Genomic DNA, 23,512 nt, shown 5'->3' with positions numbered 1-23,512 from the left:
CGCCCTCTTCCCTTAGCTGCCGCCGTCGATCAGCGATGTCGCGCGGTCGACCATGGCCTGCCCGTCCAGCCCGCGGGACGAGACCTCCTCGACCCACGCTGCCCGTTGCGCCGCCCCGATCTCCTGCAGGCGCGCCAGATCCGCATCCGACAGGGTGACGACGGTGTTGCCCGCATCACGGACCACCTGTTCGCCGGTATCGTCCCCGTCATCCATCGCCTTGCCGGCCCAGGCAGAGACATCCGCCCCGGAATTGGCATCGATCACCGCCTTCAGGTCATCCGGCAGGCTGTTATAGGTGTCGAGGTTCATTCCCCAGACGAAGAAGGTGTTATAGAGCGCCCGGTCACCGCCGATCTGGGTGTGATGGTCGGCCAGCTCATGCACCTTCAAAGGCGGCACGATCTCATAGGGAATGACGCCCCCGTCCACGACGCCTTTCGACAGCGCCTCGGGAAAGGCGGGCACCGGCATCCCGACAGGCTCGGCACCCAGGCTTTCCAGCAACGCGTTGGCCTGTCGCGACGGCCCGCGCAGCTTCAGCCCCTGCAGATCGTCAAGTGTTTCTACCGCGGTGCCCTTGGTGTGGATGATCCCCGGCCCGTGCACATGGGTGGCCATCAGCTTGATGTCCTGCATCTGCGGGGCGACGTATTCCTCGGAATAGGCCCAAACGGCGCGCGAGGTCTCTTCGGCGCTCATCGAGGTCATGAAGGGCAACTCCCAGACCTCGGTCGCCGGGAAACGGCCCGGCGTGTAGGACGGCAGCGCCCAGCCGCAATCGATCACCCCGTCCCGGATCTGGTCGTACAGCGCCGGCGGGGCGCCACCCAGTTGCATCGCCGGATACAGCTCGACCTTGATCCGTCCGTCCGACTCCTCTTCCACCTTCCGGGCCCAGGGCTCCATGAACATCGCGGGCACCGAAGCCATCGGCGACAGGAAGTGCTGGCACCGCAGCGTAACTTCCTGCGCAGAGGCGACAGTCGCACTGATCCCAAATGCAAGCGCCCCCATGAAGGCGCGTCTCACCGTTTTCATCATAAATCCTCCCTTGGCGTTCTCTGCCGCCACGGAAGGTATTCAAGCCAGAGACGGCGCGGTCTTGCAACCTGCCTTAGAGGCGGTTCGTCCCAAAGGTATCGCAAGCTTGCAGATCGCCGCTCTCGTAGCCGCGGATGAACCAGCGCTGGCGCTGCTCACTGGAGCCGTGGGTAAAGGTGTGCGGCCGCACCACCCGCCCCGCCTCGCGCTGCAGCTCGTCATCGCCGATCTCCTTCGCAGCGTTGATCGCCTCCTGCAGATCCCCTGGTTCGAGCGACCCGAACCGCGCCTGAGCCGCCCGCGCCCAGATGCCTGACAAGCAATCGGCCTGCAGCTCGATCCGGACCGAGATCTCGTTGGATCGGCGCTGGCCCGCCGCTTGGCGCGCGGCGTTCGCCTGGCCGAGGATGCCAAGTTCTTGCTGAACATGATGCGCCACCTCGTGAGCGATGACATAGGCCGCGGCGAAATCCCCGCCCGCGCCCAATTGCCGGTCAAGCACCATAAAGAAATCCGTGTCGAGATAGGCACGTTCGTCCGCCGGACAGTAGAATGGCCCGGTCGCAGTGCTCGCCCCGCCACACGGGGATTGCGTCGTACCGGAGAACAGCACCAATTGCGGCGGATCGTAGGTCCGGCCCAGCTGGTTTCGGAAGATATCCGCCCAGACCTCCTCGGTATCTGCCAGCGTGACCGAGACGAACTGCGCCATTGCGTCATCCTGCGCACTGACCTCCCGCCGTTCGGGCTCGCTATAGCCTCCTTGCAGCAGCGGCGTGACGTCGACCCCGAAGAAAAGGCCCAAAACCAGCACGATGATCAGGCCCAGCCCGCCGATCCCTCCGGCCGCCGCCCGTCCGCCAGATCGGCGACGGTCCACAATGTTCCGGCTGCCCCTGCGTCCGCGCCATTTCATGCCGTTACCTCCCGCCTTGACCCAAGCCGTATCGCATGGCCTAAGACCTCAACACAAAAGAGCAGCAAATGATCCGACGCCTCTACGACTGGACGCTCGCGCTTGCCGCGACACGCCACGCGATGTGGGCGCTATTTCTCGTCTCCTTCGCCGAAAGCTCCGTCTTTCCGATTCCGCCCGACGTATTGCTGATCCCCATGGTCATCGCCCGCCCTCGCAAGGCGTTTGAGATCGCCGCCCTTTGCACGGTGGGGTCTGTTATGGGCGCTTTAGTGGGCTACTGGATCGGCTTCGGTCTGTTCGAACAGGTCGGCCGCCCGGTGCTCGAGTTCTACGGCAAGGACGCGTATTTCGACGATTTCGCGGTGCGCTATAACGAATGGGGCGCCTGGGCGGTGCTGATCGCGGGTGTCACGCCCTTCCCGTTCAAGGTCATCACGATCCTCTCGGGCTCGACGGGGCTGAACCTGACCGTCTTCATCATCTCCTCGATCATCGCGCGCGCTTTCCGCTTCTTCCTGGTCGCGGGCCTCCTCTGGAAGTTCGGAGAGCCGATGCGCGAGTTCATCGAACGCCGCCTGAACCTGCTCTTCGTCCTCTTCTGCGTCCTGCTTGTCGGGAGCTTTGCCTTGGTCCGCTTCATATGACCGCCAAACACCTGATCCTCATTGCCGCCGGTGGCTCGGCCGCCCTGCTTCTCGGCGCGTGGGCCTTCCAATTGGCAGGCTATGCGCCCTGCCAGATGTGCCTCTGGCAGCGCTGGCCCCACGGCGCGGCGATCGTCATCGGGATCTTGGCCTATGCACAGCCTATGCTGGCTTGGGCGGGCGGCGCGGCAGCGGCCACGTCGGGTGGGATCGGCGTTTATCACACAGGTGTCGAGCGTGGCTGGTGGGACGGGCCTGCCTCCTGTTCCGGCGGTGGAGACCTCCTAAGCGGCGACCTGCTGTCGACCGAAATCGCCCCCGTCGTGATGTGCGACGAGGTCGTCTGGCAGTTCGCGGGCCTCTCCATGGCCAGCTGGAACGCGATCCTTTCGCTCGGCCTCGCCGGGCTCTGGGTGATCGCGGCCCGGCGCACATGACACCGCGAGATGTCATCCTGCTGGGCGTGCCCCTGGATTGCGGCAAGCGGCGACAGGGTTGCCGGATGGGGCCGGACGCTTTCCGCATCGCAGGGCTCGCCGAAAGCCTCTCGGAACTCGGCCATCGCGTTCGCGACGATGGCAACGTGGCAGCTCAGGCGACAGACCTGCCGGATCGGGAGCCGCTTCATGCCTTGGGCGAAACCGTTGGCTGGACGCGGGCCATCGCAAAAGCTGCCGAGGATGCCGCGAAGGACGGAATGCCGATCTTCATGGGCGGCGACCATGCGCTCTCCCTCGGCAGCCTCGCCGGGCTCGCCGCACATGCGCAAACCGCAGACCGCCCGCTCTTCGTGCTCTGGCTCGATGCCCATGCCGATTTCAACACGCCCGCGACAACCGAAAGCGGCAACCTCCACGGCACCCCGGTCGCCTATGCCTATGGCTGCAAGGGCTTCGAAGACTTCCCGCCCTTCCCCGCACCGATCCCCGGCAACCAGATCGCGATGATCGGCCTGCGCTCCGTCGATCCGGCAGAACGGGCCGCCCTCGCCGAAACGGGCATCCACCTCACCGACATGCGCGTCATTGACGAAAGCGGCATCAAACGACCGCTCGCCGTCTTCCTGGATGAAGTGACAAAGGCGAACGGCCTCCTTCACGTCTCGTTCGACACCGATTTCCTCGATCCTCAGATCGCCCCCGCGGTCGGCACCACCGTCCCAGGCGGCGCGACGATGCGCGAGGCACATCTGGTGATGGAGCTTCTCTGCGACAGCGGTCTCGTCACCTCGCTCGACCTCGTCGAACTCAACCCCTTCCTCGACCATGCCGGCCAGACCGCACAGCTCATGGTGGACCTCACCGCCTCGCTGATGGGCCGCCGGATCTTCGACCGTCCCACCCGAGGCCCGCAATGACAGACCCCGGCAAGCTCGCCCTTGTCCCCTTCGTTTCGGTCGATCACATGATGCAGATCGTCCACCGGATCGGGATCGAGACGATGCTCAAGGGCCTCGCCGACGCCATAGAAGACGATTTCCGGAGGTGGGAGAGCTTCGACAAGACGCCCCGCATCGCCTCCCACTCCGCCGAGGGGGTGATCGAGCTGATGCCAACCTCCGACGGCGAAAACTACGGCTTCAAATACGTCAACGGCCACCCCAAGAATTGGAAAGGGGGCCGCCAGACCGTCACCGCCTTCGGTGTCCTCGCAGAGGTCGCCACCGGCTATCCGCTGATGCTGTCCGAGATGACGATCCTCACCGCCCTGCGCACCGCGGCGACGTCGGCGATGGCCGCCAGACACCTCGCCCCTGATGGCGCGCGCACCATGGCAATCATCGGCAACGGCGCCCAATCTGAATTCCAGGCTCTGGCGTTCAAGGCGATCTGCGGCATAGATGCCATCCGCCTCTACGACATCGACCGCGAAGCGACCGAAAAGGCTGTCCGCAACCTCACCGGCACCGGCTTGGCCATCACCACTCATCCGACGCCCGAAGACGCAATGGAAGGCGCCCAGGTCGTCACAACGGCGACAGCGGACAAGCGCAACCAGCAGATCCTGACCGACAATATGGTCGGCTCTGGCTTGCACATAAACGCGGTTGGCGGCGACTGCCCCGGCAAGACCGAACTGGCCGAAGCCATCCTTCACCGCTCAGACATCTTTGTGGAATACCCGCCGCAGACGCGCATAGAAGGCGAAATCCAGCAGCTCGCCCCCGACCATCCCGTGACCGAACTTTGGGAGGTCATCACGGGTCGTACCCCCGGCCGGACCTCAGCTGCCCAGATCACCCTTTTCGACAGCGTCGGCTTCGCGATCGAGGATTTCTCGGCCCTGCGCTACGTTCACTCGTTACTGCCGGAGACTGGTCTCTATGTGGAACTCGATATGCTCGCGGACCCGGATGATCCGCGAGACCTCTTTGGAATGCTCCTGAGGGCCGCGCCCTAACGGCGACCCTGCCCCCGGGTCTGGGCCGCAGACATCCCGATCAGAAACCCTTCCACAAGCGATGCCACGCCAACCTGACTGGCCATACGCGGCGGCAATTGCCGCGGCCTGCGGATCGCGAGGATGCCGAGGATCAAGATACCCAACCCGGCATAAGACAGGCCGATCACGAACGCGGCAAAGGTGGGTGTCCGCATCTCTGCGAGCAGCAGCCAAAACGCGATCGAAAGGAAAACGACGCCAAAAAGAATGAGGATCGCCGCAAATATGGCGATCCCCGTGTTGCGAGCGGCGCGTTTCGCGCGCCACTCGGCGACTTCCAGTAAAGCGATCATTTACCGGCGCCTTGCAAGCATCCCGACGAGAAAGCCGAACCCGACAGCAATGCCAAGCGCCATTCCCGGATTCTCGCGTACCTGCCGCGTCGCTTCATCGCTGAGTTCGTTGAAGCTGTCTTCCGCCTGCAGCGCCAGCCGCCGGCCTTCCTCCTCCAGATCGCGCGCCTTAGTTTTGACGGCTCTCTTGGCCTCCCGACCACGGGCCTTTCCGTAATCGTTCATGACAGAACCAAGGTCCGCGAGATCCTTCTTCAGGGTCTCGATCTGACTGGCAAGGTCGTCAAGCGTCGTCTCTTTGGTCTTGATCGGTGTCGCAGTCATCTGCTGTGCCATCGAATCCTCCGTTGATTTCGACAGCACAACGCGACGGCCGCGTCAGAGTTCCAGCGTCAATGCAGCCTCAGGCCACCGTCCACGCTGTATTCGCCCACCATATTCTGCCATTCGCCCGGAGAGACCTCCTTGCGGTGGGCGAACCGCACCGAATGCAGCGGCCCCTCGATCTCGTCCTGCCAGAACTCGATGAACTTGAAGAGCCGCGGATGGTCTGGCGCCAGATCATACTCCTGCCAGACGAAGGTGTTCAGGACATGCGGGTGATCGGGCATATGATAGAAAAACTCCGCAATGGTCAGCCCGTACCCCCGCAGCATCAACTCAGTCTCAGATCGCATGATTTGCTCCATGTCTTGACTGCCGTTCTGGGATGAGATCGCGGGACAGTTAATAAATCAACAAAAACAGTATGTTGGCGCTCTAGAAGGGTGGCTGCTAAAACCTTGCGCGCTTCTCCGTTGCACCCCATATTCACGGTCTGATAGAGTGCAGCCAACAACATATAGATTGCTGCGGTAAACAGGCATCCCACGTGAGCGACACCCCAGAAGATCCTGAAAACACAGGCGAAAAGCGCCCCGAATATGACGGGCCGACAATCTCCATCTCCGATGAGATGAAGACCTCCTACCTCGATTACGCGATGAGCGTGATCGTCTCCCGCGCGATCCCCGATCTGCGCGATGGCCTAAAACCTGTGCACCGTCGAATCCTCTACGCCATGCACGAGACGGGCAACACCCACGACAAGGCCTACCGTAAATCGGCCCGGCCCGTGGGCGACGTTATGGGTAAGTACCACCCCCATGGCGACAGTGCGATCTACGACGCCCTCGTCCGGATGGCGCAGGACTTCTCGATGTCGCTGCCGCTTCTCGACGGTCAGGGCAATTTCGGCTCGATGGACGGCGATAACCCCGCCGCCATGCGCTATACCGAGGTCCGCATGGACAAACCGGCCGCTTATATGCTGGCCGATATCGACAAGGATACGGTCGACTTCCAGGACAATTACGACGGCAAGGACCAAGAGCCGACGGTCCTGCCCGCCCGCTTCCCCAACATGCTCGTCAACGGCGCGGGCGGTATCGCCGTCGGCATGGCGACCAACATCCCGCCGCACAACCTCGGCGAAGTGATCGAGGCCTGCCTCGCCCTGATCGACGACCCCGACCTCTCGACCGAACAGCTGATTGACTACGTCCCCGGCCCCGACTTCCCGACCGGCGGCATAATGCTCGGCCGCTCCGGCGCGCGGAAGGCCTATCTCGAAGGCCGCGGCTCCGTCATCGTCCGCGCGAAAGTCCGCACCGAAGAAATCCGCAAGGATCGCTGGGCGATCATCGTCGACGAAATTCCCTACCAGGTGAACAAGGCGGCGATGATCGACAAGATCGCCGAACAGGTCCGCGACAAGAAGGTCGAAGGCGTGGCCCACGTCCAGGACGAAAGCGACCGCAATGGCGTCCGGGTGGTCGTCGAACTCAAGCGCGACGCCACGGCCGAGGTCGTGCTGAACCAGCTCTACCGGTTCACGCCGATGCAAACCAACTTCGCCTGCAACATGCTGGCCCTGAACGGCGGCAAGCCGGAAACGCTGACCTTGCGCGGCTTCCTGACCGCCTTCCTCGATTTCCGGGAAGAGGTCGTGGCCCGCCGCACCGCGTTCGAGCTGCGCAAGGCCCGCGAACGCTCCCACATCCTCTGCGGCCTCGCCGTCGCCGTCTCGAATGTCGATGAGGTTGTGCGCACCATCCGCGCCTCCGCCGATGCCGCCGAAGCGCGCGAAAAGCTGATGACCCGCCCCTGGCCCGCCGAGGACATCCTGGAATACATCCAGCTGATTGACGATCCGACCCACACGGCCAACGACGACGGCACCTACAACCTCAGCGAAACACAGGCCCGCGCGATCCTCGAGCTCCGCCTTCAGCGCCTGACCCAGATCGGCGTCAAGGAAGTCACCGACGAATTGGAACAGCTCGCCGCCAAGATCCGCGACTACCTCGAAATCCTCGGCTCCCGCGAGCGCATCCTCGACATCATCCGCACCGAACTGACCGAGGTGAAGGATCTCTTCGCCGTCCCCCGCCGCACCGAAATCGTCGACTGGTCCGGCGATATGGAGGACGAAGACCTTATCGAGCGCGAGGATATGGTCGTCACCGTCACCCAGGGCGGCTACATCAAGCGCACCCCGCTCGCCGATTTCCGCGCCCAGCGGCGCGGCGGCAAAGGCCTCTCGGGCATGCAGACCAAGGAAGAGGATGTCGTCACCACCCTCTTCGTCGCCAACACCCATACCCAGCTGCTCTTCTTCACGACCGACGGGATGGCCTACAAGCTCAAGACATGGCGCCTGCCGCAAGGCGGGCGCACGGCCAAGGGCAAGGCCATCGTCAACATCCTGCCCATTCCCACGGGGGTCTCCGTTGCCGCGATCCTGCCCATCGACCGGGACGAGGACGATTGGCAGGACCTCCAGATCGTCTTCGCCACCTCCGCCGGCGACGTGCGCCGCAACGCGCTCTCGGACTTCACCAACGTGAAGGCCAACGGCAAGATCGCGATGAAACTGCCTGAGGACGGCACGCAACTGGTCAACGCGCGCATCGCCTCCGATGATGACGACGTCATGCTTGTCACCCGCCAGGGCCGCGCGATCCGCTTCCCGACGACAGCCGTCCGCGTCTTCAAAGGCCGCGACTCCACCGGCGTCCGTGGCATCCGCCTGGGCGAGGACGACCGCGTCGTCTCCATGTCGATCATCCGCCATTTCGAGGCCGACCCGGCCGAGCGCGCCGCCTATCTCAAGATGCGCCGCGCCATGGCGGGCCTGACCGACGATGCCGAGACCGACGATGAGGAAGACGCCGCGCCCGGCTCCATCAGCCAGGAACGCTATGCCGAGATGTCGGCCGCCGAAAACCTGATCCTCACGATCACGTCCCAGGGCTCCGGCAAGCTCTCCTCCTCCCATGACTATCCGGTCCGCGGCCGCGGCGGTCAGGGCGTCATCGCGATGGACAAGGCCATGCGCGGCGGCCCCCTCGTCACCAGCTTCCCGGTCGACATCCACGATCAGATCATGCTGGTCACCAATCTCGGCCAGTCGATCCGCGTCCCCGTTGACGGCATCTCTTTCCGCTCCCGCGCCGCGGGCGGCGTCAAAGTCTTCAACACCGCCAAGGGGGAAGAGGTCGTCAGCGTCGCTTGGATCGCCGATCAGGGCGACGAGGATACAGAGGAGTAGGCAATCCTCATCTTGCCAAAAATACTCCAGGGGATTTTCAAGGGGACAGCGTCCCCTTGAAGGCCCGCGCGGCCCGAGCGCAAAAGCATCGAACGCGGCGCAAGCCGCTCCGGTCTCTCACCGCCCCGCGACCAAACCGCCCCACCCCTCTCGAAAAAATCCCCAGCATTCCAAAGAACCGCTCGCGCTGTTGCGCTGCATCGCAGCAGAACTCTCCGTTACCGCTCCGTTTCTCCAAAATCCCTCCGACGTGATGCCGCCCATATTCCGACCGGATGCCGCACAGCCATTTTCTCCGATTTCCCCGCATTAACTGACCAACCCGAACCGATTCGCGTTGGTGCGGCAAATCCCCCCGACCGCCCCCTTTACGATCTCTTCACAAAAGGCCCCACGCGGACTATTTCGCCCCCATGTCCAACACACTCCACATCGTCGGCGGCGGCATGGCCGGGTCCGAGGCCGCCTGGCAGGCCGCCAATGCGGGGCTGCAGGTCGTCCTCCACGAGATGCGCCCCAAGGTCGAAACCTTCGCCCACCAGACCGGCAATCTGGGAGAGATGGTCTGCTCCAACTCCTTCCGCTCCGACGATGACGAACAGAACGCCGTCGGCCTCCTCCATTGGGAGATGCGTCAGGCGAACGGTCTCATCATGACCACCGCCGACCGCCACCGCCTGCCTGCGGGCGGGGCGCTCGCCGTCGACCGGGAACCCTTCGCCGAGACCATCACAGAAACTCTCAAATCCCACCCCAACATCAAGATATCAAACGAAGAAATCACAACGCTCCCCACCGACGGCCACTGGATCATCGCCACCGGCCCCCTCACCTCCGGCGCCTTGGCCCAGGCCATCCAGCAGGAAACCGGCACCGACGCCCTCGCCTTCTTCGACGCCATCGCGCCCATCGTCCATCATGACAGCATCGACATGTCGAAGGCCTGGATGCAGTCCCGCTACGACAAGGGCGAGACCGAGGAAGAACGCACCGCCTACCTCAACTGCCCGATGGACCGGGATCAGTACGAAGCCTTCATCGACGCGCTTCTGGCCGCGGAAAAGACCGAATTCAAACCGGGGGAGACCGCCGGCTATTTCGACGGCTGCCTCCCGATCGAAGTCATGGCAGAACGCGGCCGCGAAACGCTCCGCTTCGGCCCGATGAAACCGGTCGGCCTCACCAACCCGCACCAACCCGAGGTCAAACCCTACGCCGTCGTCCAGCTCCGCAGGGATAACGCGCTCGGCACGCTCTACAATATCGTCGGCTTCCAGACGAAGATGAAATACGGCGCCCAAACCACTGTTTTTAAAAATATCCCCGGACTTGAAAACGCCCGCTTCGCCCGCCTCGGCGGCATCCACCGCAACACGTTCCTGAATTCCCCGACCCTCCTCGACGCCCAGATGCGCCTCAAGTCGTGCCCTAACATCCGCTTCGCGGGCCAGATCACCGGCGTCGAGGGCTACGTGGAAAGCGCCGCGATGGGCCTCCTCGCCGCCCGCCTCGCCGTGGCCGAAATCACCGGCCAAACCCTCCCCCCGGTCCCACCCACCACCGCCACAGGCGCCCTCGTCACCCACATCACTGGCGGCGCCGATGCCAAGACCTTCCAGCCGATGAACGTCAATTTCGGCCTTTTCCCCCCCGTCGCCGGCCTCAAGGGCGGACGCCGCGGCCGCAAGGACCGCTACAAGGCCTATACCGACCGCGCCAAGGCCGACTGGCAAGCCTGGCTCACGGCCCCGAAACTGGACGCAGCCTGAGGACCGCCCTACCGTTCCTCCATGGCCAGCACCTTCCTCGACCGCATCTACGCCGCCGAAACCGATGACGAGCGGCGCCAGATCTATACCGAATGGGCCGCGAGCTATGACGAAGAGGTCTCGGTCGCGGGATACGTGACGCCAGAACGCCTCGCCAACGCGCTGAGCGATCATGCCGACAAGACCACCCCCATCCTCGATTTCGGTTGTGGCACCGGCCTCTCCGGCCTCGCGCTGAAGGCCGCGGGCTTCGCTCAGATCGACGGCACCGACATTTCTGAAGAGATGCTGGCCAAGGCCCGAGAAAAGGCGATCTACCGCAGTCTCTCCCATATCGCCCCGACCGATCCGATCCCTAGCGGCTATTCCACGATCTGCGCCTCCGGCGTCGTCAGCGCAGGTGCCGCGCCACCCTCAACCCTGGGCGATCTCCTCAAGGCCCTCCCCCAGGGCGGCCATCTCGGCCTCAGCTACAACGATCACACACTGAAAGATCCCGCCTACACGGGCGCCCTCAACGACTGGATCGATTGCGGCGCCACCCGCCTTCTCTTCCGCGAATACGGCGACCACCTGCCGGGGATCGGCCTCAAATCGACTGTCTACGTCCTCGAAAAAGCGTGAGGACCCGCTTCGCGCCTTCACCCACAGGGCCCCTCCACCTCGGCCACGCCTTCTCGGCCATGACAGCCTATGACCTTGCCCGTGCCGAGGGCGGTACCTTCCTCCTGCGGATCGAGGATATCGATCAAAGCCGCGCCCGCCCCGACTGGGAGGCGCAGATCTACGACGATCTCCACTGGCTCGTCCTCGACTGGCCCAAACCCGTCCTCCGCCAATCCGAGCGCATGGAAGCCTACAACGCCGCCCTCGACACGCTCTGGCGGCACGGCCTGCTCTACCCCTGCACCTGCACCCGGCGCGACATCGAAGACGCCTTATCCGCCCCGCAAGAAGGCGCGCCCCTCATCGGGCCCGACGGCCTGATCTATCCCGGCACCTGCCGTCCGGACCAGCCCCTCCAAGGCCCGCGCCCAAAGGGCTTCGCCCTTCGCCTCGACGTCACCAAGGCTGTCGCATCCCTCGATACATCGACCTTCAAAGAGACCGGCCGCGGTCCCCATGGCGAGGTCGGAGACATCCGGATATCCCCGAAAGACCTCATCCAAAATGTCGGCGACATCGTCCTCGCCCGCCGCGACATGGGGACGAGCTATCACCTCTCCGTGGTCCTCGATGACGCCTATCAGAAGATCACCCATGTGGTCCGCGGCGAGGATCTCTTCGAAGCAACGCAGATCCACGTTCTTCTTCAGCGCCTCCTCGGCCTGCCGACGCCAATCTACCACCACCACCGCCTGATCCGCGACGACACCGGCAAACGCCTCGCCAAACGCGACGATGCCCGCGCTCTGGCCCGCTACCGCGCCGAAGGCCTCACGCCAACCGACATCCGCCAAAAGGTCGGCCTCACCACGCCTTCAGCCACCGTCCGTTAACCACAACAGCCATTAACCTTAATGCCCCCGGGACTGGAAAGCCCCGTCATTCATCTGGCCACAAATACTCCCGCCGGAGGCTCCAACATCTGTCGCAAGCGGTTCATCCAGCCTTTTGCGAACAGAGGTCAGATACTCCCGCCGGATCCCTCAACCAATGCCTCCTCCCCCTCCCGCACCGCGGTAAAGAAGCAGGTCCGCGCGCCCGTATGGCAGGCCGGCCCGGTCTGCCGCACCAGCGCCAGCAGGCAATCCCGGTCGCAATCCACCCGCAGCTCCACCAGCTCCTGAACGTTCCCCGAGGTCTCTCCCTTGACCCAGAAGGCCTGCCGCGACCGCGACCAATAGGTTGCCCGTCCGGTCTCCAGCGTCCGCCGCACCGCCTCCGCGTTCATCCAGGCGAGCATCAGCACCTCACCCGTCTCCGCCTCCTGCGCAATCACGGGCAACAGCCCCCGCGCATCGTAGCTCAGCGTCTCAGGATCGAAAGCCATCGCACTTTCCCTTTGGCTTGGGCGGACAGGCGGCCTATCTAGGAACAAACCCGAGCAGAGGCCAGACCATGCCCACCGATGCCGACCTGATGAAGCTCTATTCCAGCCGCATCCTTGCGCTCGCTGCCGACATGCCACGGACCGAGCGGCTTGAGCATCCCACGGCGACAGCCAAGCGCCGCTCGCCGCTCTGCGGCTCCACCGTCACCGTCGACCTGCAGGTCGAAAACGGCGCGATCACCGACTACGCCCAGGACGTCAAAGCCTGCGCCCTCGGGCAAGCCGCGGCCTCCGTCGTCGGCGCCAACATCATCGGCCTGACCGAACCGGAGGTCCGCGCGGGTCGTGACGCGCTTCACGCCATGCTGAAGGAAAACGGCCCCGTTCCCGGCGCCCCCTTCGACGGGCTCGAGGTCCTGGAACCCGCCAAGGACTACAAAAACCGTCACGCCTCGATCATGCTTGCTTTCGACGCCACGCTCGACGCCTTCGAAGCTGCCAAGGCCAAGGCATAAAAAAAAGCCGCCGCACGTCCTGGGAGAAGGACGGCGGCGGAGAAAAGCGTGTCCGCGTGGGACCCGAAGCCCGCAATGGATCAAGAGGGGAGGCAAGAACCCTCGGGACCCGGACGGAGGCGGAACAGGCAAGGCCTCCGTTTCAGCGCATAAATGTTGGGACAGGAACGCGCAAAAGGCGGGATCGGCACGGACCGCAGGCTGATCGGTCTCTCTCAGGTCTCCTCAGATCAGACCGGGCAGAGAGAGCCCGACAAACAACATCACGACAAGCGATACGGCACCGACGGCATCGCCCACGATCGTGGACCGGGAACGGGCAAGAGCGGTTTTGATCTCCTTGGCCATCGGCGTATCTCCTTAACGCTTCGTTGACCTTTTGTTCTCATTAACCAAACGCAAAGTAAAGAACTTTTTAAGAACATTCGCGAACAAAATGGCGTTCTGCAGTTAACCAATTGAAATCAAACGGATCCCCTTGTCCTGCTCCATCAGCCACAGAAGCACCCGCACCGCCTGCCCGCGCTCCGTCGTCAGGTCGGGATCATCGGCTAGTAACTTGCGCGCATCGGATTGTGCCACGGCCATCAGCGCCGCCTGCCGCTCCAGATCCGCGATGCGGAACCGCGGCAGGCCCGATTGCGCCGTGCCCAACACATCCCCCGCTCCCCGCATCGCCAGATCCTCCTCGGCGATCCGGAACCCGTCCTCGGTCTCGCGCAGGATCTGCAAACGCCGCTCGCCACTCTCGCTCAGTGGAGCTTGATACATCAGAAGACAGGTCGACGCCGCACTACCCCGGCCGACCCTGCCCCTGAGCTGGTGCAATTGCGCCAGCCCGAACGTCTCGGCCCGCTCGATCACCATGATCGAGGCGTTGGGCACATTCACGCCAACCTCGATCACCGTGGTCGCGACCAGAACCGAGGTCTCGCCGGCGACGAACTTCGCCATCGCAGCGTCCTTCTCGACCGTCGGCATTTGGCCGTGGACCAGACCCACCACCCCCTCGCCCAACGCCGCGCGCAGCCGCTTGAACCGCTCCTCCGCCGCGGTCATGTCGAGCACTTCGCTCTCCTCCACCAGCGGACACACCCAATAGGCCTGCCGTCCTTCCGCCACCGCCGCACGCAGCCGCTCCACAACGGCGTCCATCTTCGCTGTCGACACCAGCGCCGTCGTCACCGGCTTCCGCCCCGGCGGTTTCTCATCGAGGACGGACACTTCCATGTCCCCATACTGCGCCAGCTCGAGGCTCCGCGGGATCGGCGTCGCCGTCATCACCAGCACATCCGTCCGGTCCCCCTTGGCCCCCAGTTCCAGCCGCTGGCGCACCCCGAACCGGTGCTGTTCATCCACCACGGCCAGCCGCAAATCCTTGAACACGACATCCCGCTGGAACACCGCATGGGTGCCCACCAACACCGCGATCTCCCCTGCCGCCAGCGCCTCCAGCTTCTCCCGCCGCTCGGCGCCGCGGTCCCGACCCGTCAGGATCTCCAGCCGCACCCCAGCGGCCTCGGCCAAAGGCTGCAACCCCTCCAGATGCTGGCGCGCCAGAATCTCGGTCGGGGCCATCATCGCGCCCTGCCCGCCCGCCTCGACCGCCACCAGCAGCGCCATCAGCGCCACCAGCGTCTTGCCAGAGCCTACATCCCCTTGCAGCAGCCGGTTCATGCGCAGGCCCCGGCCCATATCCGCCGCGATCTCCGCCATCGCACGCGCCTGCGCCGCGGTCGGCGCATAGGGTAAGGAGGCCAGAACCTTGTCCCGCAACCGCCCGTCGCCCTCTGTCGCTCGGCCAGGTTTCGCCCGGTCCCGCGCCCGGGCCAATGCCAGCGTGACCTGATGGGCAAAGAGCTCATCATACGCCAGCCGCACCCGCGCCGGATCGGTCAGCGTGGCCGCTCCGGCATGCGCCGGATGATGCGCCTCTTCCAAGGCCGCCCGCCACCCCGGCCAGCCTTCACGCGCCAGCAGGGCCGTATCGATCCACTCTGCCAGCTCCGGCGCCAGACCCAGGGCCGACGCCGCCGCCTTCGCCATGACCCTCTGCGTGACCCCGGCGGTCAGCGGATAGACCGGCTCGAACTCCGGCAATTGCCCGGCCTCATCCGGCATCAGGACGTGATCGGGATGCACCATCTGCGCCATCCCGTCGAACAGTTCCACCTTGCCCGAGATCAGCCGCCGCTGCCCCGTCGGCAGGATCCGCGCGATATAATCCCGCTGCGCATGAAAAAAGACGATCTGAAACGCCGTCTTCGCATCCGCCACGTTCACCCGATAGGGCCGCCCCTTCGATTTCGGCGGCTGATGCTCCTTGACCTCGACCTCCACGGTCAGAGTGGCGGGCAACGCCACGCCCAGAACACTCTCCTTCCGCCGCCGGTCGATCACCCCGTGCGGCAGCGTCATCAGCAGATCCTTCGGCACCTCGACATGCAGCGCCGCCAGCGCCCGCGCCGTCTTGGGCCCGATCCCGTCGAGCGCCGTCAGATCCCCGAACAGCGGAAACAGGATTTCCGGGCGGCTCATGCGTCTCCGATCAGGGCGAGCCAGCCATCCTCGTCGATCGTCTCGATCCCCAGCTCCGCCGCCTTCTTGCCCTTCGACCCCGCGCCGGGCCCGGCAACCACAAGGTCGGTCTTGGCCGACACCGAGCCCGAGACCTTGGCCCCCAAAGCCTCCGCCCGCGCCTTGGCCTCAGCCCGCGTCATCCGCTCCAGCGAGCCCGTGAAGACGACCGTCTTGCCCGCCACCGGGCTTTCAGAGGCGACGGCAGCGGGCGCCTCAATCTCCAAAAACGCAACCAGTCGGTCGATCGAGGCCCGCTCCGCCTCCTGGTTCAGCGTCGTCACGAGCGAAATCGCCACCGTCGCCCCGATCCCGTCGATCCCCACCAGATCGTCCCACGCCGCCCGCGCCTCGGACGATACCGGATCAGCCTCCCAAACCGCATCGCGCGCCTTCTTGACCTGCGCCCGCCGCCCTTCATCCGCTGCCGCTTCCCGTTCGGCCAGTTCGGCCGCATCCGCGGTGCGATACCGCTCTGCCGCGGGGGCCGCCATATCCGCGGCCTCCGCCAAAGCCTCCCAGCTGCCGAAATGCCGCGCGAGGTCAGAGGCCGCGACCTCCCCCACATGCCGGATCCCAAGCGCAAAGATCATGCGACCCAAGGCGATCCGCCGCCGTTCCCGGATCGCGGCAAACAGGTTGGTCGCCGACTTCTCGCCCCACCCCTCGCGCTCGCGCAGCTCCTCAGCCTTGCGGTTTTCCAGCGTGAAGATATCCGCAGGCTCCGCGATCCAGCCATCGGTGTGGAACTGCTCCACCTGTTTCACCCCCAGCCCCTCGATATCGAAGGCCGCGCGCGACACGAAATGCTTCAGCTTCTCCACCGCCTGCGCCGGGCAGATCAGCCCGCCCGTGCAGCGCCGCACTGCATCGCCCTCTTCCCGAACCGCTTCGGACCCGCATTCCGGACAAGTCTCCGGAAACACATAGGGCTCCGCCCTGTCCGGCCGCTTCGCGAGGTCCACATCAGCCACCTTCGGGATCACGTCGCCCGCCCGATAGACCTGGACCCAGTCACCGACGCGGATGTCCTTGCCGTCCCGGATCGGCTGCCCGTTCGCGTCACGCCCGGCGATGTAATCCTCATTGTGCAGCGTCGCGTTCGACACCACGACGCCACCGACCGTCACGGGCTGTAGTCGCGCCACGGGGCTCAACGCGCCCGTCCGACCCACTTGGATGTCGATCGCCTCAAGCCGGGTCCAGGCAAGCTCTGCCGGGAATTTATGCGCAATCGCCCAGCGCGGCGTGGTCGACCGCATCCCCAGCCGCCGCTGATAGTCCAGATCGTCGACCTTGTAGACGACCCCGTCGATATCGTAGCCCAGCGTCGCCCGCTGCGCCTCGATCTCGCGGTACTGGTCGATCATCTCCTCAACACTTGCGCAACGGCGCGTCAAAGGATTGACCTGAAACCCCAGCGCGCGTAGCCGCTCCAGCGCCGTGCTCTGGCTTTCCGCCAAAGGCGCCGACAGCTCTCCCCAGGCATAAGCAAAAAACCTCAGGGGCCGGGTCCGCGTGATCTCCGCATCAAGCTGGCGAAGCGATCCCGCCGCCGCATTCCGCGGATTGGCGAACACCTTGGCGCCCTCTGCCTCCTGACGCGCGTTCAGCGCCGCGAAATCCCCATGCGCCATATAGACTTCACCGCGCACCTCCAGAACCTCCGGCGCCCCATTGAGCACCTCCGGAATGTCCGCCACGGTCCGCGCATTGGCCGTCACCTTCTCACCGACCGAGCCATCGCCCCGCGTCGCCGCCTGCGCCAGCCGGCCGCCCTCATAGCGTAAAGACAACGACAACCCGTCAATCTTCGGCTCGGCCGTGAAGGCAGGCGCCGCATCGAGCCCCAGATACCGCGCGATCCCTTGCGCGAAATCCGTCACATCCTCGTCCGTGAACGCATTCGATAGCGACAGCATCCGCTGGGCATGAACGACCTTCGAAAACCCCTCCGACGGCGCCGCACCAACCTGTTCACTGGGGCTGTTCTCACGCACCAGATCCGGAAACCGCGCCTCGAGCGCGGCATTGACCTGCTTCAGCCGGTCATATTCCGCATCGGAGATCTCAGGCGCATCGTCCCGGTGATACGCAAGGTTTGCCGCGCCGATCTCCGCTGCCAGTTGGGCCAGCAGATCCGGTGCCTCCTCCGCCGATACCCCGTCCGGGTCAATCTCCAGCAGGGCGCCAATGTCGCCCCGCTGGTCCGGGGCATGCAGGGAAGGATCGGACATCTGGGGCGCAGCCTCCGGGCAGTCATCGTCGCGCCCAAGTGATAGGAGTGGCGATCGGCCCCGTCCAGTCTCGTGCCGAACCCGTCTTCAACAACGGTACAATCTCCGATCAAGGTCTGCGGGCCGATCCGCCGCCATGATTCGACCTCACCAAGGCGCAAGAACCGGCGGAACGTCGACCGCCGGCCCAGCCCCGTCGTCAAGGCCGTACCCGATCCGATCAATCCTCCGCATCATGCAGGAGCCGTCGGCCTCACTCATCGTCGCCGCGCAACCAGAACACCAATCTGCGCGGCCTATAGCGCCGGACGCCCAGCAGACCGTCGCCCGTCCAACGCCGGGCGAGGCCATCCTCTTGGTAAATACCCTTAGGCGCCGATCGCCACGCGCTCCGGCTCGCTGCCCGCTGTCGGCTCGGGATCGCGCAGGACATAGCCGCGGCCCCAGACCGTTTCTATATGGCTCTCGCCGCCCGTTGCCTGGGCAAGCTTCTTGCGCAGCTTGCAGATGAAGACGTCGATGATCTTCAGTTCCGGCTCGTCCATGCCGCCATAGAGGTGGTTGAGAAACATCTCCTTGGTCAGGGTCGTGCCCTTCCGCAGGCTCAGAAGCTCCAGCATCTGGTATTCCTTGCCGGTCAGATGCACCGTCTTACCCCCCACTTCGACCGTCTTCGCGTCGAGGTTGACGGTGATCTTGCCGGTCCGGATGATCGACTGCGAATGGCCTTTCGACCGGCGGATGATCGCGTGGATCCGCGCGACGAGTTCCTCTCGGTGGAAGGGTTTCGTCATGTAATCGTCGGCGCCATAGCCGAAGCCCTTCAGCTTGCTTTCGGTATCGTCGCTGCCCGACAGGATCAGGATCGGCGTCTCGATCCTGGCCAGCCGCAGCTGGCGCAGCACGTCATGTCCATTCATGTCCGGCAGGTTCAGATCCAGAAGAATAAGGTCGTAATCATAAAGTTTGGCCAGATCGATGCCTTCCTCACCCAGATCGGTGCAGTAGACATTAAGATTGGCATGGGAAAGCATCAACTCGATGCTCTTCGAGGTCGTCGGGTCGTCTTCTACCAGCAAAACACGCATTACACTTGTCTCCGTTATCCCAGCAAAGGCGCGATCAGCCTCCGACCCTGCCGGCCGGCCCCTTCAGCACACGCACCTAACGGGACGACCTTGCGAAACATTGGTTAACCGCAGGTTACCCGAAAACGATGATTTGGAAATACATCTTAAAGTTGTCTATATTTCTGCAATGCCGTGGCTTTTAGGGCGCTTTCGCCATGATTGGTGACAAGCGACGACCATTCTGCCAGTTCGTCGTCCGACAGACCATACATCGTCTTGGCCTCCTCCTCGGTGATCAGGCCTGCCATCAGCCCGCGCACCACCGCCGCCTTGCGCGACGCGACCCAGCGGCGGGTCGAAGGATCGGGCAGATCGGCCCGCGTCATCACAGTACCGTCTTCCAGGGTGACAGCGCGCGGGCCGTCGATCTTTCGCAAATACATCAGTCTTTCCTCTGCGCATCTCGCCTCTTCGTGACGCAGAGGCCTTAAAGAGGCGTGAAACGACCCCTTGTTAGTCCGTTGCATTTTCATATATTCCCGCCGACTTCGCCGGAGGTCTGATGCCCCTCGATACGACCCTGAATTCCCTCGGGCTGCCGAAAGCCCCCGCGGATACCCGCGTCGTCGTCGCCATGTCGGGCGGCGTCGATAGCTCTGTCGTGGCAGCCCAACTCGCGTCCGAGGGCTATGATGTGGTGGGCGTCACCCTGCAGCTCTACGATCACGGCGCAGCGCTCGCCAAGAAGGGCGCCTGCTGCGCGGGCCGCGACATCCACGATGCCCGCCGCGTGGCCGAGGAAATGGGCTTCCCCCACTACGTCCTCGACTACGAAAACATCTTCAAGGACGCGGTGATCGACGAATTCGCCGACAGCTACCTCGCCGGCGCGACCCCCGTCCCCTGCATCCGCTGCAACGAACGGGTGAAATTCAAGGACCTTCTGGCGACCGCCAAGGATCTCGACGCCGATTGCATGGCGACGGGCCATTACATCCAGCGCAAGATGGGCGCGGGTGGCCCCGAACTCCACCGCGCCGCCGACACCGCGCGCGACCAGAGCTATTTCCTGTTCTCGACAACGCCCGAGCAGCTCGACTACCTGCGCTTCCCCCTCGGCCACCTGCAAAGCAAGGCCGAGACCCGGGCGCTTGCCGCCCGCTTCGGCCTGCCGGTCGCCGACAAGCCCGACAGCCAGGACATCTGCTTCGTCCCCAATGGCGACTATGCCGCGGTGATCGAAAAACTCCGCCCCGGCGCCGCCGATCCCGGAGAGATCGTGCACGCCGACGGCCGCGTCCTGGGGGACCATAGCGGCGTCATCCACTACACCGTCGGCCAGCGCCGGGGCCTCGGTATTGGCGGCCTCAGCGATCCGCTCTACGTCATCAAACTCGACGTCGACACCCGCCGCGTCATCGTCGGCCCGAAAGACTTGCTCGCCACCCGCCGCATCCCGGTGAAGGAAATCAACTGGCTCGGCGACGGCCCCTTTGAGGCAACCGAGGGTCAAACCGTCGAGGTCAAGATCCGCTCCACCCGCCCCTCCGGCGAAGCGGTCCTCCACCCGACCTCCGCCACCGAAGCCGAAGTCGAGCTCGTGACCGCCGAAACCGGCGTCTCCCCCGGCCAGGCCTGCGTGTTCTACGCCCCCGACAGCACGCGCGTGCTGGGCGGCGGCTGGATCACACGGGGCTGAGCTAGCCGAACCTCTCGCCTCCTGTACCAGAAGTGTGACGCTCAGCGGAAAAAGACGCACGGATGGTGGTCCCCCGGAATGGATCAATCCGCCCGGACGGCCCAAGATCGCTCGATTGCTTCAAAAACGGCCCGCCGATGATCGGACACGCTGCCCTCGTCCTTCTCGCCTCCTTCGCCGGAGCCGTGCTGAGCGCCGCCCTCGTTGCCCTGATCGCGCATGGGATCGGCCGCCGGGATGCCGAACTCATCGACGGCACGCTCAGGATCTATCCCAACCGGACCGCGATCTGGGTCGTCGTCGTCATCGGTATCGCCATCACCGCCGGCGGCGCAGCGATCGTGATGGCAAGCAGCAGCCTCGCCGGACTCTTAGCGGCTCTCTTAGGGCTTGCCATCGCCGGGTTCATGGCGCTGTCGCTCAACCCCGCCCATGACGTGATCTGGACCTACGAGTTCATCGAAGGCCCCTCGCAGCTCTTCGGCCCCAGCCTCGGCCTTCGCCGCGCACGGCTCGTCTGGAGCGATCTGTTCCGAAGCGGCAAGACAGCGAGTGGCTACTGGTATGTCGAAGGCCGGAACGGGCAGCGCATCTACTGGAGCTACCTCTATTCCGGCCACCCGATGTTCTTGATGCAACTTCGCTTGTCACGGCCCGATCTTGACCTGCCGGACGATCTGCAGGGCTGACGCGCGGTGGAACCTTAAGGATCAAAAGAGCGGCGCGTACTTCCACTCATCCGCATCCGGCGTCACTTCATCCAGATCATAATCCGCCCCCTGCAGCCGCTGCGCGATCTCAAGCCCCGCCTCCGCCGCCTCGTCGATATAGCGGCGGCCGAGCGCCTCGTCCTTGGCCACCCCATGCCCGCGCATCAGGTCGAGCCCGTAATTGAAGCGTCCGTTCGGATCGCCAGCCTCGGCCGCGCGGCGGTCCCACTCGGCAGAGGCATCGGGATTGTACTCGCCGCCCAGGCCGTTGTTCTCAAGCTGGCTCATCCAGGTCATCGCCTTGGTATAGCCGGCTTCCGCGCATTGCCGGGTCAGTCGCCGGGCCAGCTCGTGATTGTCGTTCTTGGTGACGTTGATCCCAAGCGAACAGGTCACCGAATCGATCACACCCATCTCGATCTTGCGGGTCAGCATCTCGCGGCCCGTGTCCTGAGGGTTGAGAATGCCCAGATCGTCCTCGACTGTGGCGGGCGGTTCGGCGTTTGCCGTCCCCGCCAGAAGGATCACAGAAAGGGCCAGCGCCGGATATCGCATGACGGTCTCCTCCGTACTGCGACTCTACCACCAGGCCCGGCCAGCGTCACCGTGCCTATGGTCGTAGGCGTTTCGCCGATCAAGACGGCCTATCCCTTCGCCGCGATCGCCTCCAACGCCGCCTCGCTCTCGGCATCTGCCGGGAACATCAGCTCGATCTTCAGCTCCGACACCCCCGCATCCTCCGATCCGCTGAACTGCGTGAAGGTCGAAAACAGCGCCAGCACGCCCCCCGGCACACGGTACCGTGTCGCGATCAGCGGCCCCGTCGACGGCGCGCCCGTCCACCCGGCCACGGCCGGATCCCGGTCGAGCCGGGCCGCCACCTGGTCCAGCCGGTGCAACCCGCCCGCCGCTCGGCTCTCTGCCCGTAGCCGGCGGCGCATATGGTCCCCGACCTCGCCCCAGTTCTCGACCGCGTTGGGCCCAATCGCGAGGAGCGCCTCCAGAAGGTCCTCCCCCACCCCGACGCCATGCGCCCCGAACAGAATCCCCGCGCACCGGTTCAGCGCCACGATCCGCCACAGTCGGTCCAACACCACGGCCGGATAGGGATCGTGCCGCGCGATCAGGCGCTCCATCGCGCGGCGGACCGGCGCCAGCGCCTCCGCCTCGAGCGGCCCGCGCCGGTAATGCGCCGCATAGCCTGCCGCCTCCAGCAGCGCGTTCCGCCCGTCGGGCGGCACTTCCAGAGCCTCGGCCAGCCGCAGCACCATATCCCGGCTCGGCCGCGCCCGGGCCGTCTCCACGAAAGACACATGCCGCGCAGACACGCCCGCATCCGAGGCCAGCGCCAGTTGGCTCATCCGTCGCACCCGCCGCCAGCGGCGCAATTCCGTTCCGAACAGCTCCATGACCCCGAGCCTAGCCCGCGCCGCGCCGCAAAACACCTACCCGAGAGGTAATTGGATTGCCCACCTCCCAGCGCGAGATTGATGCCCATCCAAGCAACAGGAGATCCAAATGACCCTCAGCAAAGGCCTCACCTTCGGCGCCGCCATCATGATCGGCTTCGGTAGCCTCATGGCGCTCGCAGCACTCCCCGCTCTCAACCTGCCGATCCGCCTGCTCGCCGACCTCATCCTCTGGCCCATGGACGGCGCCGAGACCCTCGCCGCGCCTGAAAGCCGCCTGCTTCTGGCAATCTCCGGCGGCGTTCTCGCCGGCTGGGGCGTCCTCGTCCTCGGCCTCGCCGGAGAGCCCGCGCGCCAGGCGCCCGACACCACCCGCCGCATCGCGCTGACGGCTTACGTCGCGTGGTTCGCCATCGATTCGACCGCCTCCGTCGCCGCGGGCGCGCCCCTCAACGTGGTCGGCAACCTCGCCTTCCTCGCGCTCATGGCGGGTCCTATCCTGAAACCTACCGCGACCATACAAGCCACCTGAAAACGGCCGGGGACGGTGGGCGGGGCGTCATCGCGGGCGCCAGCCCGCCGATGCGCGCCGCTCCCGT

The 23,512-nt window shown here is 64.8% G+C and carries 25 protein-coding genes; 12 read left to right on the top strand and 13 right to left on the bottom strand.

The window, feature by feature from the left end:
* Window positions 1-12 precede the first annotated feature (12 nt).
* Together AADZ90_RS08225 and ypfJ are read right to left on the bottom strand one after the other, a co-directional pair.
* Complete coding sequence (locus AADZ90_RS08225) at window positions 13-1,041, bottom strand: TRAP transporter substrate-binding protein (protein ID WP_367312096.1); 1,029 nt, start codon at window positions 1,039-1,041, stop codon at window positions 13-15.
* A 76-nt stretch (window positions 1,042-1,117) separates the two neighbouring features.
* Complete coding sequence (ypfJ, locus tag AADZ90_RS08220; protein ID WP_367312094.1) at window positions 1,118-1,960, bottom strand: KPN_02809 family neutral zinc metallopeptidase; 843 nt, start codon at window positions 1,958-1,960, stop codon at window positions 1,118-1,120.
* A 68-nt stretch (window positions 1,961-2,028) separates the two neighbouring features.
* Here ypfJ and AADZ90_RS08215 point away from each other — a divergent pair, with 68 nt between their 5' ends.
* The 4 genes from AADZ90_RS08215 to ocd are packed head-to-tail and all read left to right on the top strand — an operon-like array spanning window position 2,029 to window position 5,007.
* Window positions 2,029-2,607, top strand: coding sequence for a YqaA family protein (locus tag AADZ90_RS08215; protein ID WP_367312093.1), 579 nt, complete (start codon window positions 2,029-2,031; stop codon window positions 2,605-2,607).
* Window positions 2,604-3,044: a disulfide bond formation protein B gene (locus AADZ90_RS08210; RefSeq protein ID WP_367312092.1), complete on the top strand. Its 441-nt coding sequence runs from the start codon at window positions 2,604-2,606 to the stop codon at window positions 3,042-3,044. The genes AADZ90_RS08215 and AADZ90_RS08210 overlap by 4 nt, the downstream gene beginning before the upstream one ends.
* On the top strand, window positions 3,041-3,964 hold the full coding sequence (gene rocF, locus AADZ90_RS08205; RefSeq protein WP_367312091.1) for an arginase: 924 nt from the start codon (window positions 3,041-3,043) through the stop codon (window positions 3,962-3,964). Before AADZ90_RS08210 ends, rocF begins: the two co-directional genes overlap by 4 nt.
* Window positions 3,961-5,007, top strand: a complete 1,047-nt coding sequence (gene ocd / locus AADZ90_RS08200; RefSeq protein WP_367312090.1) for an ornithine cyclodeaminase — start codon at window positions 3,961-3,963, stop codon at window positions 5,005-5,007. The genes rocF and ocd overlap by 4 nt, the downstream gene beginning before the upstream one ends.
* On the opposite strand, the gene AADZ90_RS08195 is transcribed toward ocd, so the two are convergent.
* The 3 genes from AADZ90_RS08195 to AADZ90_RS08185 are packed head-to-tail and all read right to left on the bottom strand — an operon-like array spanning window position 5,004 to window position 6,022.
* Entirely contained in the window at window positions 5,004-5,342 is a 339-nt protein-coding gene (locus AADZ90_RS08195; RefSeq protein ID WP_367312089.1) for a phage holin family protein, read from the bottom strand. The genes ocd and AADZ90_RS08195 overlap by 4 nt on opposite strands.
* Window positions 5,343-5,678 (bottom strand): ElaB/YgaM/YqjD family protein, encoded by a 336-nt coding sequence (locus tag AADZ90_RS08190; protein WP_367312088.1) that lies wholly within the window; start codon window positions 5,676-5,678, stop codon window positions 5,343-5,345.
* A 56-nt stretch (window positions 5,679-5,734) separates the two neighbouring features.
* Window positions 5,735-6,022, bottom strand: a complete 288-nt coding sequence (locus tag AADZ90_RS08185) for an usg protein (RefSeq protein ID WP_367312167.1) — start codon at window positions 6,020-6,022, stop codon at window positions 5,735-5,737.
* A gap of 191 nt (window positions 6,023-6,213) precedes the next feature.
* Between AADZ90_RS08185 and gyrA the strand changes: the two genes are divergently transcribed.
* The 4 genes from gyrA to gluQRS all read left to right on the top strand — a co-directional run bounded on the left by gyrA (window position 6,214) and on the right by gluQRS (window position 12,202).
* On the top strand, window positions 6,214-8,934 hold the full coding sequence (gene gyrA, locus AADZ90_RS08180) for a DNA gyrase subunit A (RefSeq protein ID WP_367312087.1): 2,721 nt from the start codon (window positions 6,214-6,216) through the stop codon (window positions 8,932-8,934).
* Window positions 8,935-9,347: 413 nt separating this feature from the next.
* Complete coding sequence (gene trmFO, locus AADZ90_RS08175; protein ID WP_411996978.1) at window positions 9,348-10,703, top strand: methylenetetrahydrofolate--tRNA-(uracil(54)-C(5))-methyltransferase (FADH(2)-oxidizing) TrmFO; 1,356 nt, start codon at window positions 9,348-9,350, stop codon at window positions 10,701-10,703.
* Between the two features lie 21 nt (window positions 10,704-10,724).
* Window positions 10,725-11,327, top strand: a complete 603-nt coding sequence (locus AADZ90_RS08170) for a class I SAM-dependent DNA methyltransferase (protein WP_367312084.1) — start codon at window positions 10,725-10,727, stop codon at window positions 11,325-11,327.
* Window positions 11,324-12,202, top strand: a complete 879-nt coding sequence (gluQRS, locus tag AADZ90_RS08165) for a tRNA glutamyl-Q(34) synthetase GluQRS (RefSeq protein ID WP_367312083.1) — start codon at window positions 11,324-11,326, stop codon at window positions 12,200-12,202. The genes AADZ90_RS08170 and gluQRS overlap by 4 nt, the downstream gene beginning before the upstream one ends.
* Before the next feature lie 128 nt (window positions 12,203-12,330).
* Here gluQRS and hisI read toward each other — a convergent pair whose 3' ends face one another.
* A complete protein-coding gene (gene hisI, locus AADZ90_RS08160) occupies window positions 12,331-12,696 on the bottom strand; it encodes a phosphoribosyl-AMP cyclohydrolase (protein WP_367312082.1) in 366 nt (121 codons plus the stop codon).
* Window positions 12,697-12,764: 68 nt separating this feature from the next.
* Here hisI and AADZ90_RS08155 point away from each other — a divergent pair, with 68 nt between their 5' ends.
* On the top strand, window positions 12,765-13,211 hold the full coding sequence (locus tag AADZ90_RS08155) for an iron-sulfur cluster assembly scaffold protein (RefSeq protein ID WP_367312081.1): 447 nt from the start codon (window positions 12,765-12,767) through the stop codon (window positions 13,209-13,211).
* A gap of 225 nt (window positions 13,212-13,436) precedes the next feature.
* Here AADZ90_RS08155 and AADZ90_RS08150 read toward each other — a convergent pair whose 3' ends face one another.
* The 5 genes from AADZ90_RS08150 to sciP all read right to left on the bottom strand — a co-directional run bounded on the left by AADZ90_RS08150 (window position 13,437) and on the right by sciP (window position 19,538).
* Complete coding sequence (locus tag AADZ90_RS08150; RefSeq protein ID WP_367312080.1) at window positions 13,437-13,559, bottom strand: hypothetical protein; 123 nt, start codon at window positions 13,557-13,559, stop codon at window positions 13,437-13,439.
* A 102-nt stretch (window positions 13,560-13,661) separates the two neighbouring features.
* Window positions 13,662-15,749 (bottom strand): ATP-dependent DNA helicase RecG, encoded by a 2,088-nt coding sequence (recG, locus tag AADZ90_RS08145; protein WP_367312079.1) that lies wholly within the window; start codon window positions 15,747-15,749, stop codon window positions 13,662-13,664.
* Window positions 15,746-18,025, bottom strand: a complete 2,280-nt coding sequence (gene ligA, locus AADZ90_RS08140) for an NAD-dependent DNA ligase LigA (protein ID WP_367312078.1) — start codon at window positions 18,023-18,025, stop codon at window positions 15,746-15,748. The genes recG and ligA overlap by 4 nt, the downstream gene beginning before the upstream one ends.
* A gap of 368 nt (window positions 18,026-18,393) precedes the next feature.
* Window positions 18,394-19,113, bottom strand: a complete 720-nt coding sequence (ctrA, locus tag AADZ90_RS08135; protein WP_367312077.1) for a response regulator transcription factor CtrA — start codon at window positions 19,111-19,113, stop codon at window positions 18,394-18,396.
* Between the two features lie 146 nt (window positions 19,114-19,259).
* Window positions 19,260-19,538: a CtrA inhibitor SciP gene (gene sciP / locus AADZ90_RS08130; RefSeq protein ID WP_367312076.1), complete on the bottom strand. Its 279-nt coding sequence runs from the start codon at window positions 19,536-19,538 to the stop codon at window positions 19,260-19,262.
* Window positions 19,539-19,657: 119 nt separating this feature from the next.
* On the opposite strand from sciP, the gene mnmA reads away from it, so the two are divergent.
* Entirely contained in the window at window positions 19,658-20,794 is a 1,137-nt protein-coding gene (mnmA, locus tag AADZ90_RS08125; protein ID WP_367312075.1) for a tRNA 2-thiouridine(34) synthase MnmA, read from the top strand.
* Window positions 20,795-20,931: 137 nt separating this feature from the next.
* Entirely contained in the window at window positions 20,932-21,483 is a 552-nt protein-coding gene (locus tag AADZ90_RS08120) for a hypothetical protein (RefSeq protein WP_367312074.1), read from the top strand.
* A gap of 21 nt (window positions 21,484-21,504) precedes the next feature.
* On the opposite strand, the gene AADZ90_RS08115 is transcribed toward AADZ90_RS08120, so the two are convergent.
* Window positions 21,505-22,059: a tetratricopeptide repeat protein gene (locus tag AADZ90_RS08115; protein ID WP_367312073.1), complete on the bottom strand. Its 555-nt coding sequence runs from the start codon at window positions 22,057-22,059 to the stop codon at window positions 21,505-21,507.
* An 89-nt stretch (window positions 22,060-22,148) separates the two neighbouring features.
* On the bottom strand, window positions 22,149-22,913 hold the full coding sequence (locus tag AADZ90_RS08110; RefSeq protein ID WP_367312072.1) for a helix-turn-helix domain-containing protein: 765 nt from the start codon (window positions 22,911-22,913) through the stop codon (window positions 22,149-22,151).
* 109 nt (window positions 22,914-23,022) lie between these two features.
* Between AADZ90_RS08110 and AADZ90_RS08105 the strand changes: the two genes are divergently transcribed.
* Window positions 23,023-23,445: a hypothetical protein gene (locus AADZ90_RS08105; protein WP_367312071.1), complete on the top strand. Its 423-nt coding sequence runs from the start codon at window positions 23,023-23,025 to the stop codon at window positions 23,443-23,445.
* Window positions 23,446-23,512 lie beyond the last annotated feature (67 nt).

This window comes from Aestuariibius violaceus (assembly GCF_040779325.2).
GTDB classification, from domain to species: domain Bacteria; phylum Pseudomonadota; class Alphaproteobacteria; order Rhodobacterales; family Rhodobacteraceae; genus Aestuariibius; species Aestuariibius violaceus.
Note: the sequence above shows the minus strand (reverse complement) of the source record. Positions and strands in the feature narration are given on the sequence as shown.

Excerpts from the sequence above, each read along its gene's own strand:
- AADZ90_RS08155 (WP_367312081.1), top strand. The coding sequence starts at position 12,765 with ATGCCCACCGATGCCGACCTGATGAAGCTCTATTCCAGCCGCATCCTT.
- mnmA (WP_367312075.1), top strand. The coding sequence starts at position 19,658 with ATGCCCCTCGATACGACCCTGAATTCCCTCGGGCTGCCGAAAGCCCCC.
- AADZ90_RS08190 (WP_367312088.1), bottom strand. The coding sequence starts at position 5,678 with ATGGCACAGCAGATGACTGCGACACCGATCAAGACCAAAGAGACGACG.
- rocF (WP_367312091.1), top strand. The coding sequence starts at position 3,041 with ATGACACCGCGAGATGTCATCCTGCTGGGCGTGCCCCTGGATTGCGGC.
- AADZ90_RS08105 (WP_367312071.1), top strand. The coding sequence starts at position 23,023 with ATGACCCTCAGCAAAGGCCTCACCTTCGGCGCCGCCATCATGATCGGC.
- ligA (WP_367312078.1), bottom strand. The coding sequence starts at position 18,025 with ATGTCCGATCCTTCCCTGCATGCCCCGGACCAGCGGGGCGACATTGGC.
- AADZ90_RS08110 (WP_367312072.1), bottom strand. The coding sequence starts at position 22,913 with ATGGAGCTGTTCGGAACGGAATTGCGCCGCTGGCGGCGGGTGCGACGG.
- AADZ90_RS08120 (WP_367312074.1), top strand. The coding sequence starts at position 20,932 with ATGATCGGACACGCTGCCCTCGTCCTTCTCGCCTCCTTCGCCGGAGCC.
- AADZ90_RS08210 (WP_367312092.1), top strand. The coding sequence starts at position 2,604 with ATGACCGCCAAACACCTGATCCTCATTGCCGCCGGTGGCTCGGCCGCC.
- trmFO (WP_411996978.1), top strand. The coding sequence starts at position 9,348 with ATGTCCAACACACTCCACATCGTCGGCGGCGGCATGGCCGGGTCCGAG.
- AADZ90_RS08150 (WP_367312080.1), bottom strand. The coding sequence starts at position 13,559 with ATGGCCAAGGAGATCAAAACCGCTCTTGCCCGTTCCCGGTCCACGATC.
- ctrA (WP_367312077.1), bottom strand. The coding sequence starts at position 19,113 with ATGCGTGTTTTGCTGGTAGAAGACGACCCGACGACCTCGAAGAGCATC.
- AADZ90_RS08225 (WP_367312096.1), bottom strand. The coding sequence starts at position 1,041 with ATGAAAACGGTGAGACGCGCCTTCATGGGGGCGCTTGCATTTGGGATC.
- hisI (WP_367312082.1), bottom strand. The coding sequence starts at position 12,696 with ATGGCTTTCGATCCTGAGACGCTGAGCTACGATGCGCGGGGGCTGTTG.
- AADZ90_RS08215 (WP_367312093.1), top strand. The coding sequence starts at position 2,029 with ATGATCCGACGCCTCTACGACTGGACGCTCGCGCTTGCCGCGACACGC.
- AADZ90_RS08115 (WP_367312073.1), bottom strand. The coding sequence starts at position 22,059 with ATGCGATATCCGGCGCTGGCCCTTTCTGTGATCCTTCTGGCGGGGACG.
- ypfJ (WP_367312094.1), bottom strand. The coding sequence starts at position 1,960 with ATGAAATGGCGCGGACGCAGGGGCAGCCGGAACATTGTGGACCGTCGC.
- ocd (WP_367312090.1), top strand. The coding sequence starts at position 3,961 with ATGACAGACCCCGGCAAGCTCGCCCTTGTCCCCTTCGTTTCGGTCGAT.
- sciP (WP_367312076.1), bottom strand. The coding sequence starts at position 19,538 with ATGTATTTGCGAAAGATCGACGGCCCGCGCGCTGTCACCCTGGAAGAC.
- AADZ90_RS08170 (WP_367312084.1), top strand. The coding sequence starts at position 10,725 with ATGGCCAGCACCTTCCTCGACCGCATCTACGCCGCCGAAACCGATGAC.
- AADZ90_RS08195 (WP_367312089.1), bottom strand. The coding sequence starts at position 5,342 with ATGATCGCTTTACTGGAAGTCGCCGAGTGGCGCGCGAAACGCGCCGCT.
- recG (WP_367312079.1), bottom strand. The coding sequence starts at position 15,749 with ATGAGCCGCCCGGAAATCCTGTTTCCGCTGTTCGGGGATCTGACGGCG.